Raw genomic sequence first — 13,034 nt, 5'->3', positions numbered from 1 at the left:
CAAAAAGGAACAACAATGAGCACGACGTCAGTCAACTCGCCCGAAGGGAGGCCATCAATGCGCCCACTTCTTCCTTAAACTCCACGGAAATAGAATGACTATTCCTCGCGGAATTTGCCTCGAATTGAACGCATTGATGACCTCTGAATTCAAGTATCTTCAGGTTGTTTGGGTATATTTGATTTACCCAGTCAGAATGTGCGCTAGAATCAGCCACCTGAACAAGAAAAAGAAATGCCTTCAGCTTTAAAGGAAAACGAACGTTCATGGATTCTATTTCTCAGGCAGCCCTTGGCGCTGCAGTTGCCGGCTTAGTCGCCGGTAAGCGTTGCTCCCCAAAAGTGCTTCTTGCTGGTGCCGCGCTAGGCACAGTACCCGATCTGGACGTGGTACTGGATTATGGCGACCCAATTTCCAACATGATTAAACATCGCGGATTTAGTCATTCCCTTTTTGTGTTGTTCCCGTTTGCAGCGGTACTGGCGGTTTTCTGGAAACGATTATTCGCCAAAGAATGGCCACTATGGCAACTCTGGGCATTGTTCACCGCAGTGTTGGTGACACATCCCATTCTGGATTCTTTCACGACGTATGGCACCCAACTGTTTTGGCCATTGGATATGCCGCCAGTGGCAATCTCCAGCGTCTTTATCATCGACCCGCTTTACACCGTTCCGCTGCTCATTCCAGTTTTGGCAGCGTTTATTTGGCGTAGCCGTGCCGCCAAACTGTGTGGCGTCGGGTTGGCGATTTCTAGTCTGTATCTCGCCTGGTCGCTCGTTGCGATTGGCGTGGTAAAAGACCGAGTAGGAGAAAACGTCGCAGGTACGCACCTTGAAGGACAACCGGTATTTATTGGACCGACACCTTTAAACACCTTGCTTTGGCGCGTGGTGGTGTTGGATGACGATAAATACTGGGAGGGGCTGACATCTTTGCTGGATGAAGATCCAACCATTGATTGGATGCCAATGGTACGAGGCGATTGGGCATTCCCTAGTAAGCCGGAACTACTCGCTGACTTTGAAAACTTCACCCGTGGCTTTGTGCGCTACGAGCAAGATGGTGACGCATTAACGGCGACGGATTTGCGCCTTGGTATGGCCATGTATCACCCGTTTAGCTTTGTGGTGGCTGAGCAGGGGGAAAATCAGGTTTGGCAACTTGTGCCACCAGTACAATTAGACCCAGGCCCGGTGCTGCCAAGACAAATTCCAGCATTGTGGATGCGTCTCCTCGGCTGGCAAAGCATTGATGCCATGCTATGTAATGAGCATGATTGCTTCCGTAACGACTTGTCATCCAACTAACAGTGATACCAATCGTAGTAAATATCTGCTCATCCTAGCTTGTTAAAATGCTCGATAACTGCGTTGAAAAATTTGATTTTAGAATAACTACTTATCGAAATTTTCCGCCTTGTTCTCGAGCATTTTTCCTGCGCTATTTCTGATCATCTACCTACTGTGATTGGTATAAAAAGCCCAGCAATGCTGGGCTTTTTTTTTATCTGGTTATCAGGTGTGACGGAAAGGGCTTATTACCAATCGATGCCTTTGCGTACCTTGATGCCAGAATCAAAAGCATGCTTCACATTGCGAACTTCAGAGACAGTATCTGCCATCTCAGTCAGTGTGCGGTGGGCAGCGCGGCCAGTGATGATCACTGACTGCTCGCTTGGACGGTTTTCCAGCGCTTCTACCACTTCGTCCAACTCGATGTAGCCGTAGGTGACCATGTAGGTCATTTCGTCCAGTAGCACGACGTCGTAGCTTGGGTCTGCCAGCATGCGTTTACATTCCTGCCAGACTTCCTGTGCGGCTTGGGTGTCAGCGGCTTTGTCTTGTGTGTCCCAGGTAAAGCCGGTTGCCATAACGTGGAATTCAACACCGCATTTTTCCAGCAGGTTGCGCTCGCCACATTCCCAAGTGCCTTTTATGAATTGGGCCACACCGCACTTCTGACCGTGACCGGTCGCGCGGGTGATCATGCCGAACCCTGAAGTCGATTTCCCTTTGCCGTTTCCGGTAATCACCAACAGCAAACCCTTTTCAATCTGTGCAGCGGCAACGCGCTCGTCGACCTGTTCTTTGACTTTTTGTTGTCGGGCTTTGTAGCGCTCATCGCTCATTAGATTTTCTTCCTTTCAAAATTATTTGGCTGAAGCAGTATGGGTGGCCAGCAATCGTGGATCACAACATACCAAAACCCACTTGTATTGGAAGAGTGTAAATCTGAGTAAATCGCTCTGGTATTGGCGTTCGTACAGAAATTGGTCAACTACAATCAGTCAGAATATACCCAAACAATCTTAAGATGCAGGATTCAGCGAGCATCTTCAGGTCGTTTGGGTATGAAACCACGAGGGATAAAAGATGAAAAAGTTAGGATGGCTGTTGGTGGCCCTGCCTTTTAGTGTAATGGCAGGGGAAGTGGTCGATTACAGTGCTAATGGTATGGCCTTAGAGGGGTATTACGCGCCTGCTGATGGCGACGTTAAAGGCTCAGTGATTTTAATCCATGACTGGGATGGACTGACTGGCTATGAGCAGAAGCGCGCCGATATGCTGTCTTCGATGGGTTACAACGCCTTTGCGGTCGACCTATATGGCAAAGGCAACCGTCCTGTTGATACCAATGCCAAGAAAGCGGAAACAGGAAAGCTTTATAAAGATCGGGAGAAAATGCGAACCCTGATTCTGGCGGGTTTAGATAAAGCGCGGGAAATGGGTGTAGAAGATGTGGTGGTTGCAGGTTATTGCTTTGGCGGCGCAGCAACGCTAGAGCTTGCCCGTTCTGGCAAAGGCAATGGTATCAATGGTTATGCCACTTTCCATGGTGGACTGGCGACACCAAGCGATCAGAGTTATGCCAAAGACACGGCACCGATTTTCATCTCCCACGGTGGTGCGGACACTGCGATTCCAATGAGTGATGTGGCGGATCTCTCTGAAGAACTGGAAGCAGCCGGAATACCCTATCTGATTGAAGTCTATTCCGGTGCACCTCATGCTTTCACAGTGTTTGAGTCTCCTCGTTATCGTGAAGTGGCGGATAAGCGCTCTTGGGCGACCTTCAATGGCTTCCTAGAAGAAAATCTGTAGGGCCTCTCAAACACCTGTCTCCATGGTTTTGCTCTCCGTTCCTTGATTCGTTACAGTGTTCGTAATGAATGGGGAACGGAGTGCCAATGTCTAATAACAAACCGAAAATTCTCGTTGTCTGTATGGGTAACATTTGTCGTTCGCCTACCGGAGAAGCAATACTCCGTGCCAAAGCTAAGGCGCGCGGTTTGGATGTTGAAATCGATTCGGCAGGTACCATTGGCTATCACTCAGGCGCTAATCCTGATGAAAGAGCAAGGAAAGCCGGAGAAGCCAGAGGCTATGATTTCACCGGCATTTACTCGCGTCAGGTTGAAGATGGTGACTTTGAAAAGTTCGACATGGTTCTGGCTTCTGACAAAGCGAATCTTGCTGACCTGCTGGACCGCTGCCCTGACCATCTTCGTGACAGAGTTTCCTTGTTTCTGAGCCATGGCAACTCATCGCTGGCTGAAATTCCAGACCCATACTATGGTGGCTCAAAAGGCTTTGAGCTGGTGTTGGATCTCATCGAAGAAGCCAGCGACAGTGTGCTGGATGAAGTGATGGCGAAATAAACCTCTGACTCTTGCTGAAGCCCCCTGACAGCGGGATTTTTCGTCTTTAACGGAACAATGTTCGCAGCAACCAGCAAATTCCTACCTTAGTGCTTGTTTAAATTTGATCGCTCTTATAAATTTAAGATCTATAGCTGATAGCTTTTTGTGAGGTAAGGGATTGAAACTTCAGCAGCTTAAATATCTAAAAGCGATAAAGGACAACAATTTAAACGTGTCCGCGGCCTCCCAGTCACTTTTTACGACCCAGCCAGGCGTGAGTAAACAGGTTGGATTGCTGGAAAAAGAGCTGGGTGTGAGGATTTTTGAACGTCGTGGTAAGAACCTCAGCGGTATTACCCCGATAGGTGAACGAATCCTTGAGCAGGTTGAACGCATGCTGGCGCTGGAGCAAAAAATCAAAGCGTTGGCAAACGAGCATCTGGATCCGAGTGTAGGTACGCTGAACATCTACACCACGCATACCATTGCGCGTTATCTGCTGCCAAACAGCGTGTCCTACTTCACCAAAAAATACCCGAACATCAATTTCCACCTGCATCCAACACTGCCGTTGCAAACCAAAGGCGTGATAAGCAAAGGGCATTCTGACTTTTCCATCGTGGCCCACGATATTGGTGCAGACAACGATTTAATCCAGCTGCCTGCGTACCTCTGGACGATGGGATTGGTGGTGCCGGAAGACCACCCGCTGGCAGATGTTCGCAAGCCAACGCTCAAGCAATTGTCTGAATACCCGATTCTGAGTTACGAGCCGGGTTCAACTGGCCGTCAGGTTCAGGATGAAGCCTTCAGACGCGCGGGTATCAATCCAAACTACTTTATGACTGTTATGGATGCTGACGTAATCAAACGTTATGTCCAACTCGGATTCGGTATCGGTATTATCTCTACCTTGGCGGCGCGAGATATCGAAAACACCGGTCTGACTTATATCAACCTCGATCATCTGTTCGAGCCATGTAATGCATGGATTTGTTTCTCGAAAGACATCTTGCTGCAGAACTACATGTATGACTTCCTGATGTCATTCTCGCCACATTTGACTAAAACGCTGATGGAAAGTGTGCTGATGCAAAACAGCAGCGATAAAGTCGATAAGCTGTTTGAAGGGCTTGAACTCCCCGTTTATTGACGCGGAAAAAGTGAGATGAAAAACGCCAGCTTATTGCTGGCGTTTTGCGTTTAATTGGTGGGAGTTTCCCCTTCAACATCTGGCGGTGTCCGGATGACCCTGCCTTGATTGTTTTTTAGCTCCGGGTGGTCAACTAAAAGATGCTTCCGGATCGCGGGTGGCTCAGGCTCATTTTCCGGATGGTTCTGATGGAAGATAGGGGTTTTCGGCCGATATACATGGTGCGGTCTGCCATCATCCAAAACAGTTTCCGGGATGCGTTTACCTATGATGACTTCAATTGCTGTCATGGCATCGTCCGTTGGGAGCAAGACGGTTTCTGATTCTTCAACCGCCACTTCTTCGGCAGCGTTTAATGCAAATGGCGGAGTCGCAATGGCCACACCTACCAACAGGAAAATCGCCAGCTTTTTCATTGCTTGGGCTTCAATGTCTGACATATTTCCTCCTAAGCCGGTGTGCCGTCATTTCTGTCACGTGCCGCGACGAATCCATAGAAGATATAGCCGAACATGGTGAGGATGGAGCCCCAGAACACGGCAGACTGACCACAGGCATAAACGCCATAGATACTGTAAATCACGGCAAAAGTCCCGATAACCGCCGCCGTTTTATACTCCTTCTGGCTGACGTTCTGTTTACGAAGAATAACTTCAAGACCGGTCAACGACAGGATGTACGGTACCATATTGATAAACACGGCCAGATTAAGCAGCACATTGAACTGTTTGACCAAATTTGGCGAAATCGTCATCACTGCCAGCAGCAATTCGAGCCCCAGCATGATCAGCATGCCTTTAATTGGCGCATTATCTTTATTGACCTCACCGAACACTTTCGGGAACAGACGAATATCCGCTGCGGCTTTCGATACCTGCGCATTGGTAAACTGCCAGCCAAGCAAAGAGCCGATACAGGCGATCACTGCCAGTGCGGTAATGACGCTACCGACAGTTTCGTTAAACATGTAGGTATAAACCAACCCGAAAGGCGCATCGGATTTGGCCAGTTCTGCGTTCGGGATGATCCCCTGAATCACTGAAGTCGATGTTATGTAAACGATAGCGGTGAAGCTGGTGGCGAGCATACAGGCCAGAGGAACGTTCTTTTCGGGGTTTTCCACGGCCCCCGAATTTGCGCCGGCTGACTCTATCCCCAAAAAAGCCCAGAGTGTCAAAGCGATGCCTGATGACACCGCGGTGATGGTGGTGTCCTGATGGGGATTCCATGCTTCTGCAAAGACTTCAGGTTTGAACCAGAACCAACCTGCAACGGATAAGCCAACCACAGGAATGATGATACCCCAAACCGTGATGGCGGAGATTTGCCCGGTGATTTTTGGCCCCCAGAAGTTGGCTACCATGGTGATAACCAAAATGGCGACCACAGCAATAAAGGTGTGAATAGGGGTGGTTTTTATCCAAGGAAAGAAGGGCACTAAATAACCAGCCGCAGAGACTGCGATCGCCACCGCACTGATCACCAGACAGACGTAATAGGTATACGAAGCAATAAAAAACGATGATTTCCCATGTGCTTCGTTGGCATAGGCTGACATGCCGCCGTCTTTGTTACAGTACATACCGCACTTGGCGAAGGCGTAGGCAATACACATTGCGCCCAACGCTGTCACTACCCATGAAAGCAGCGAAATTGCCCCGGTTTGAGCCAAGCTTGCTGGCAGCATGATGATGCCCGAGCCCATCATGTTTACAGTCACTATGGTGGTTAATCCCACCAATCCCATTTTATTTTGTTCTGACGCCATACTGATTCTCCACTGCATTATTTGGGCAAGAAATGCAGGTATTCAGCCTTGCTGCATACACATTCGATTGACGATCTCCCGCCGCTGCATCGAAACAAGTGAAAAGGCTTTGCCTGTCGAATTGAAAGTAGAAGTGGAGAGGTGAGGTGTTTGGTTCTTTTACAAGACAAAAGCGCAGTTCGTCCGAATGAAACCAATTACACACATTTCTGTAAGCCAATAAAAATAGGGGATAGATCATGCGCCCTATCGGCAATGCATCAAATTTCATTTTGGTTTTTTCTGCAAATTTGTCTTTTTTGCGACTCTGTCTAGCAAAGTGCTCTTCTATGGTGAATGGGACTCAAATAAAACACTTCTCCTCATTCAGTGTCGGAGCTGGCTATGAAAACCTACGGAAAGAAATTTAATGTTCTGATTTTGGAAGAAGCCCATAAAGAAGGTGTAGTGGGTAATGCGATTGAAAGACTGATTGCAGAGCTGGAAAGCAGCGGCGCAAGAGTCATGGTAGCGACAAGCTTTGATGACTGTTATTCGGTGATTTTTTCGAATACTGCCCTTGATTGTCTGATGCTTACATCAGCCATGAGCGGGTCCCAAAGCGAAGAAAATGAGCGCTTTTATGTGCTGATAGAAAAGCTTAACCGTCGCCAGCAAAATGTCCCTGTGTTCCTGCTGGCTGAGCGAAAGAAAATCACCCTTCACGTTACCCGTGAAATGATGGAAAAAGTCGATGAGTTCGCCTGGATTCTGGAAGACACACCAGACTTTATTGCTGGTCGCGCCGTCGCCGCAATGAACCGTTACCGTAAGCAGCTGCTGCCTCCACTGATGTCCGCATTGATGAGGTATGACGACATTCATGAGTATTCGTGGGCAGCACCTGGCCACCAAGGTGGGGTAGGCTTTACTAAGACCCCAGCTGGGCAACGCTTTTACAATTACTACGGTGAGGGACTGTTCCGCACCGACATGGGGATCGAACGCGGCAGCTTAGGTTCATTGCTTGACCACACAGGCTACTTTGGTGACAGTGAGCGCTATGCGGCCAAAGTATTTGGCGCTGACCAATCTTACTCGCTGGTGACGGGTACATCAGGCTCCAACCGCACCATTATGTCCGCCTGTATGAACGAGAATGATCTGGTGATTTGTGACCGCAACTGTCACAAGTCGATTGAGCAGGGACTGATGCTTTCCGGTGCACGGCCCGTCTACTTGCTGCCAACACGCAACCGCTACGGCATTATCGGCCCCATCTATCCTGACCAGCTCTCCAAGCAGGTGCTTGATCAGCGTGCCAAAGATTACTCACTCACCAAAGATTATGCAGACCAACGTGCTGTTTATGCTGTGCTGACAAACTGTACCTATGACGGTCTTTGCTACAACGCTGAAAGGGCACAGGACATTCTGGCCGAGAGCAGCGATCGAATTCATTTCGATGAAGCTTGGTATGGCTATGCGCGCTTCAATCCGATTTATGACAAACACTATGCGATGCGTGGTGAGCCAACTGAAGATCCGGATGCGCCAACCGTGTTTGCGACTCACTCTACACACAAACTGTTGAATGCCTTGTCCCAAGCGTCTTGGCTGCATGTGAGAAACGGTAAAGGCGCCATCAGCTTTGAGCGTTTCAACCAAGCGTACATGATGCACGCGACCACTTCTCCGCTGTATGCGATTTGTGCATCGAATGATATTGCCGTATCGCAGATGGCGGGTAATCGTGGCCATTCGTTGACGCTGGAAGTGATTCGCGAGGCGGTAGATTTCCGTCAGGCGATGGGGCGGCTGAATCGTGAATACACAGAAAATGGTGATTGGTTCTTCACGCCATGGAATGCGGACACCGTCAAAGACCCACAAACCGGGGAAACGTACGCCTTCGAAGATGCGCCTGCAGACTTGCTATGCGAGAGTCAGGATGCCTGGGTGATGCATCCTGGCGATAACTGGCATGGCTTCAAAGACATGCCCGCAGACTGGTGTATGCTCGATCCAATCAAGGTTAGCATTCTCGCGCCGGGTATGGGCGAAGATGGCAAACTGCTTGATAAAGGTGTGCCAGCCGCACTGGTTACACTCTACCTCGGACGCTTCGGTATCGTGCCGACCCGTACCACAGATTTTCAGGTGATGTTCCTCTTCTCTATGGGTATCACCAAAGGTAAGTGGGCGACACTGGTCAATACGCTGATGGGCTTCAAGCGTCACTACGACAACAACACACCGCTGGTGGATTCACTGCCTGACTTGGCGTCAGATTTCCCTGATGTCTATGGCGACATGGGGCTTAAGGATTTGGGCGATAAGATCTTCAGTTACCTGAAACAGCACAATCCGGGTGAAGTATTGAACGCGGCTTACGAAACTTTGCCAGAAGCTGTGATGACACCACGTGCCGCATATCAGGCTATCGTGGCTGATAACGTGGAAATGGTACCTTCGCATCAACTCGTTGGGCGTGTTGCCGCCAATGCGGTTATCCCATATCCACCGGGCATTCCGATGTTAATGTCCGGAGAGAGCTTCGGTGACGAGAACAGTCCGCAAATCAAGTACCTCAAGAGCCTAGAAGTGTGGGATGAAGAATTCCCGGGCTTTGAAAAAGAAACCGAGGGTACAGAGATGCATGATGGTATCTATCATGTGATGTGCGTGAAATCGGTTTAAACGCCAAAGAAAAAGGGGAAGCCAATGGCTTCCCCTTACTTGTTTCGTTCCACCAGATTTACTTGACGACGGTGAATTGCCCCATCATTACTTGTTTCGTTCCACCAGATTTACTTGACGACGGTGAATTGCCCCATCATTCCCATATCCTCATGCTCCAGAATATGGCAGTGGTACATGTATGGCCATTGTTCGGGAGCCTCATAATCGAACTTCAGCAGAATTTCGGCCTCACCATTTGGATAGATGGTGTCTTTCCAACCTTGGTCCTCTGGCGCTGGCGGGTTTCCGTTCATCGACAAAATCAGAAAAGACGTACCGTGCATGTGGAATGGATGCCTACCTGAATTGATTGTCCACTTTTCCAGCTGTCCTAACTTGGATTCATGGTTAATGACTTTCATATCCATTTTCTGACCGTTGATGGACATATCATCCAGCTCAAAAATGCGCTCTACCTGAACATCTTTTTCAAGGTAAGGGGTAATGGTATTGAGTTGCTTGGGTAACGCAGATGCTAGCGCCTCGAGCGAGCTGTCAACCCGGAGTTCAAGAACAGATTGGCTTTCTGAGAAAGGAATGCGAAAAGCGTTGAATCCGTTGTAGTTCTGGGGTAGCAGCCTTGCCAGCACCTTCTGGTTTTCGACGGCTGACATATCAACGACGATGTCATTCCGTTCTCCAGGCGCCATTTTTAAAGATGTTATTTCTACCGGGGACGTCAGCAAGCCACCTTCTGTCGCTATTTTATAGAAAGGTTGGTCGCCCTCCAGATAGAACTCATACGAGCGGGCGTTGGAGCCATTGAGTAAACGCAATCTGACAAATGATTGAGGTACCATCGTGTAGGGGTTGATGGTGCCATTGACCACAAGCGTGCCTTCTCTCAAATCCTCTGGCATGTCGTTAGCCGGGTATGGCGTCATCTTTCCGTCAACGAAGTTTCTGTCCTGAATGACCAAAGGAATATCATCAACACCGTAGGTGTTTGGTAGCCCCAAAGACAGTGAATGATCATCCTCAATAAGATAAAAACCCGCCAGTCCAGAATGAACCTGCTTGGCAGTGGAGCCTTTAAGGTGTGGGTGATACCAGTTAGTTGAGGCCTGTTGCACGACAGGAATGGTAACGGTCCATGTGTCTCCGGGCAGGATTTTGTTTTGTGGTCCACCGTCAATCTTTCCCACGACGTGTAAGCCATGACCGTGAATATTCGTCGGTTCATCAAGATGATTGGTAAACGCAATGTCTGTACTTTCACCTTTGTACATTTTTATTGTTGGACCCAGATAGCCACCATTGTAGCCGCTGGTTTTACTCTTAACCCCGGGATAAAACTCGTGCTCGCCTTCTTTGATATCGATGACTATCGGGCCATTTTGAGTTCGGCTGTCAATGAGTGTCGGAATACTCAAGGGCGTTACTGCTGCTGCAGTCGCTGGAGAAGCGCGCAGAGCAGTGCTGGCAACAATAGCAGCAAAAATAAGTGCGGAGACCAATAGCATGACTAAAGCCACGCGTCGGCTGGCAAAACCTTTCTGGCGCCTATATGCCCCTTTCTTTTGTCTGAAACAGGTCATCCTTTTTCCCTAATTTACTTAAATATGTTTTGGTTGCGGATTATTTAATATCAGACTGTGTTCGTCCATTTAGAGCCTAGCTCAAAAGTGATACAAACAAGAAAAGACTATGGGTTGTCCAGATTCCTATATCTTAAGGTATGAAAAATTGTTGAGAATAGAAAAAGGCCAGAGCGAAAAGCGTCTTGTCTTTGGTTTTTGATGGGGGAAGTTAAGCTTAGTGGCAGGCGATATGGATAAAAATCTGCGCACCGACTAAAAGGAAGTCGTCACCCTCAAAATAATGGTTTGAGTGCAGGTAATTACAGATGCCTGCCTATTTGTTACCGCTACCGAGGAAGAACATCGCGCCTTTACGATCTTCTGCTGCATTCACCATCTTGCCGCAGGAACCTTCTTCTTTCTCAGTGAAGACTTTGTCCCACGCTTTGACCTTGGACTTAGTCCAGTTTACTGATAGTGCCATACCGAACATCACGGCAAACAGTATTGGCAGAATAGAAATAGTGGCAAATCCCAGATCAATATTCTTGGTACCGATAACAAACTGGGAAAGGAAAATCAGTGCGGATACCGCGATGACACTGGTCATGATGACGCGTGCCTGAACGCTTTTGTTTTCTTCTGTGCTCATAGTTATTCAACAGTAAAAGTGGAAATCGCCGCTGATTATAGGGATGGATGAAAAGCGAAACGTGAACGAGATCAACGGTCGGTATCGGGATCTAGATGAAAACTAAATATGACATTCCCTCACGGAACTAGTAGTTATAGGCCGGTAAAATACGCTTGGGTTTGGTGTTGTAACTGTTGGTTTTCAGTGTCATTCGGTAACAAGGTCGGCAAGCCGCAGATAAAAGAAAACCCGGCGCGAGGGCCGGGTTTGAGTTCATTAATCTTGATTACAACAAAGGCGCACAGTTACAGTTGCCGTTTGAGGCACTTTGCTTGCTTTCTTTCTGAGGCTGATACCATTCCTCAAGGCCATCTTGCAGTTGCTTAGCAGCTTGAGCAGGGCTCATTTGGCCTGTCATCACTCCTACGCTGGTTTCCCAAATCTCAAGTTCGAAGTTCGGCTCTCCTCGGGACAGAACCTGTGCCGAGTTACGGATGGTCGAATCACACTGGTCGCGCCAGGAGATCATCTCCTGAGCAATCGGGTCTTTCACATCAAAGAAGTGGTTAGACAGCGAGAAGAAGCCGGAGATTTCGTTGGTCAGAAGCTCTGCGAACTCTGCGGTGGTCATCCATTTCAGGAAGGTCTCCGCTGCTTCTGGGTTTTTAGACTTGGAGTAGATGCCCATACCAAGGTCTGTGTGGTCGCTGAAATAACAAGCGTCGCCGCGTTTTTCAACCGGTGGCGGGAACACGCCCATGTTGACTTTTCCACGGAAGGTGCCGATATCCCAAGAACCTGCCGGGTAAACCGCAGCTTTGCCGTCGGCAAACATTTTGATCGCGTCGTTATAGCCTCGCTGATCAAAGTCTTCGCCCATGTAGCTTGCCCACTTACCCAGTTCGCGGAAGGTATTGCGGTAAGGTTTGCTGTCGACGCGCTCTTTACCGGTTAGAAGGCCATCGCGGCCATCTTCACCTTTCCAGTAGGTTGGACCAATATTCTGGAAGCCCATGGTTGCTGCTTCCCACTTGTCCTTGGTGCCCATTGCCAGTGGCAGGTAACCCGCGCGCTTGGCTTTTTCCAGCGCCCAGTAGAAGTCGGCTTTGGTCACTGGCTCATTCACGCCGACTTCTTTAAAGATGTCTTTGTTGTAAAAGAAGCCATGAATAACAGATGCCATTGGTAAACAGAACGTCTGTGCGCCAGAGTCAGTCTGCCAAGGTGCCAGAGCGAAACTCGGGAAGTTCTCCATGCCTTCCATTTCGGTCACTTCTTTCAACAGACCGCGTTCGAAAAGACCCAGCGAGCCATCAAAAGGGCGGCAGGCAATCAAGTCACCCGCGGATTCACTTTTAAAGCGAGCTTCCATGTCACCGTTCCACTTGGAGGCATCCAGGTCTGGTGGTGAGCGGTATTCCACTTTGATGTTTGGGTAGTGTTTGTTGAACGCTGGGATGATTTTCTCGTTCCATACGGCGTCATCACTACGCCATGAATCAATCACCAGCGTGGTTTGTGCATTCGCCAGCGTTGCAGCGGCAAAGGTGAGTGCTGCGATAGGCAGCAGGGCTAATTTCTTCATTCTCTGCTCC

The 13,034-nt window shown here is 48.8% G+C and carries 10 protein-coding genes and 2 pseudogenes; 5 read left to right on the top strand and 7 right to left on the bottom strand.

Annotated elements, in window-relative coordinates; translation table 11 throughout:
• Positions 1-266 precede the first annotated feature (266 nt).
• Complete coding sequence (locus K6Q96_RS11685) at positions 267-1,310, top strand: metal-dependent hydrolase (RefSeq protein WP_251875912.1); 1,044 nt, start codon at positions 267-269, stop codon at positions 1,308-1,310.
• 230 nt (positions 1,311-1,540) lie between these two features.
• Here the strand turns inward: K6Q96_RS11685 and cobO are convergent, their stop codons facing one another.
• Positions 1,541-2,131, bottom strand: coding sequence for a cob(I)yrinic acid a,c-diamide adenosyltransferase (gene cobO, locus K6Q96_RS11680; protein WP_251875910.1), 591 nt, complete (start codon positions 2,129-2,131; stop codon positions 1,541-1,543).
• Between the two features lie 244 nt (positions 2,132-2,375).
• Here cobO and K6Q96_RS11675 point away from each other — a divergent pair, with 244 nt between their 5' ends.
• The 3 genes from K6Q96_RS11675 to K6Q96_RS11665 all read left to right on the top strand — a co-directional run bounded on the left by K6Q96_RS11675 (position 2,376) and on the right by K6Q96_RS11665 (position 4,796).
• Positions 2,376-3,104 (top strand): dienelactone hydrolase family protein, encoded by a 729-nt coding sequence (locus K6Q96_RS11675; protein WP_251875908.1) that lies wholly within the window; start codon positions 2,376-2,378, stop codon positions 3,102-3,104.
• Positions 3,105-3,190: 86 nt separating this feature from the next.
• On the top strand, positions 3,191-3,661 hold the full coding sequence (locus K6Q96_RS11670; RefSeq protein WP_251875906.1) for a low molecular weight protein-tyrosine-phosphatase: 471 nt from the start codon (positions 3,191-3,193) through the stop codon (positions 3,659-3,661).
• A 160-nt stretch (positions 3,662-3,821) separates the two neighbouring features.
• Positions 3,822-4,796 carry a LysR substrate-binding domain-containing protein gene (locus K6Q96_RS11665; protein WP_256481725.1) on the top strand — a complete coding sequence of 325 codons (975 nt, stop codon included), beginning with the start codon at positions 3,822-3,824 and terminating at the stop codon, positions 4,794-4,796.
• 50 nt (positions 4,797-4,846) lie between these two features.
• On the opposite strand, the gene K6Q96_RS11660 is transcribed toward K6Q96_RS11665, so the two are convergent.
• Together K6Q96_RS11660 and potE are read right to left on the bottom strand one after the other, a co-directional pair.
• Entirely contained in the window at positions 4,847-5,236 is a 390-nt protein-coding gene (locus tag K6Q96_RS11660) for a hypothetical protein (RefSeq protein ID WP_251875901.1), read from the bottom strand.
• A gap of 8 nt (positions 5,237-5,244) precedes the next feature.
• Positions 5,245-6,564 carry a putrescine-ornithine antiporter gene (gene potE / locus K6Q96_RS11655; protein ID WP_251875899.1) on the bottom strand — a complete coding sequence of 440 codons (1,320 nt, stop codon included), beginning with the start codon at positions 6,562-6,564 and terminating at the stop codon, positions 5,245-5,247.
• A gap of 384 nt (positions 6,565-6,948) precedes the next feature.
• On the opposite strand from potE, the gene adiA reads away from it, so the two are divergent.
• Positions 6,949-9,243, top strand: coding sequence for an arginine decarboxylase (gene adiA, locus K6Q96_RS11650; RefSeq protein ID WP_251875897.1), 2,295 nt, complete (start codon positions 6,949-6,951; stop codon positions 9,241-9,243).
• 110 nt (positions 9,244-9,353) lie between these two features.
• On the opposite strand, the gene K6Q96_RS11645 is transcribed toward adiA, so the two are convergent.
• The 4 genes and pseudogenes from K6Q96_RS11645 to K6Q96_RS11635 all read right to left on the bottom strand — a co-directional run bounded on the left by K6Q96_RS11645 (position 9,354) and on the right by K6Q96_RS11635 (position 13,024).
• A complete protein-coding gene (locus K6Q96_RS11645; protein WP_251875895.1) occupies positions 9,354-10,823 on the bottom strand; it encodes a multicopper oxidase domain-containing protein in 1,470 nt (489 codons plus the stop codon).
• 217 nt (positions 10,824-11,040) lie between these two features.
• Positions 11,041-11,202 (bottom strand): annotated as a pseudogene (locus K6Q96_RS24930) (M20 metallopeptidase family protein); the annotation flags it as partial.
• A gap of 3 nt (positions 11,203-11,205) precedes the next feature.
• A pseudogene (locus K6Q96_RS25045) lies at positions 11,206-11,415 on the bottom strand (DUF3100 domain-containing protein); the annotation flags it as partial.
• Positions 11,416-11,725: 310 nt separating this feature from the next.
• Positions 11,726-13,024, bottom strand: a complete 1,299-nt coding sequence (locus tag K6Q96_RS11635; RefSeq protein WP_251875891.1) for an ABC transporter substrate-binding protein — start codon at positions 13,022-13,024, stop codon at positions 11,726-11,728.
• Positions 13,025-13,034: the final 10 nt, after the last annotated feature.

Source organism: Grimontia kaedaensis (assembly GCF_023746615.1).
GTDB lineage: Bacteria > Pseudomonadota > Gammaproteobacteria > Enterobacterales > Vibrionaceae > Enterovibrio > Enterovibrio kaedaensis.
Note: the sequence above shows the minus strand (reverse complement) of the source record. Positions and strands in the feature narration are given on the sequence as shown.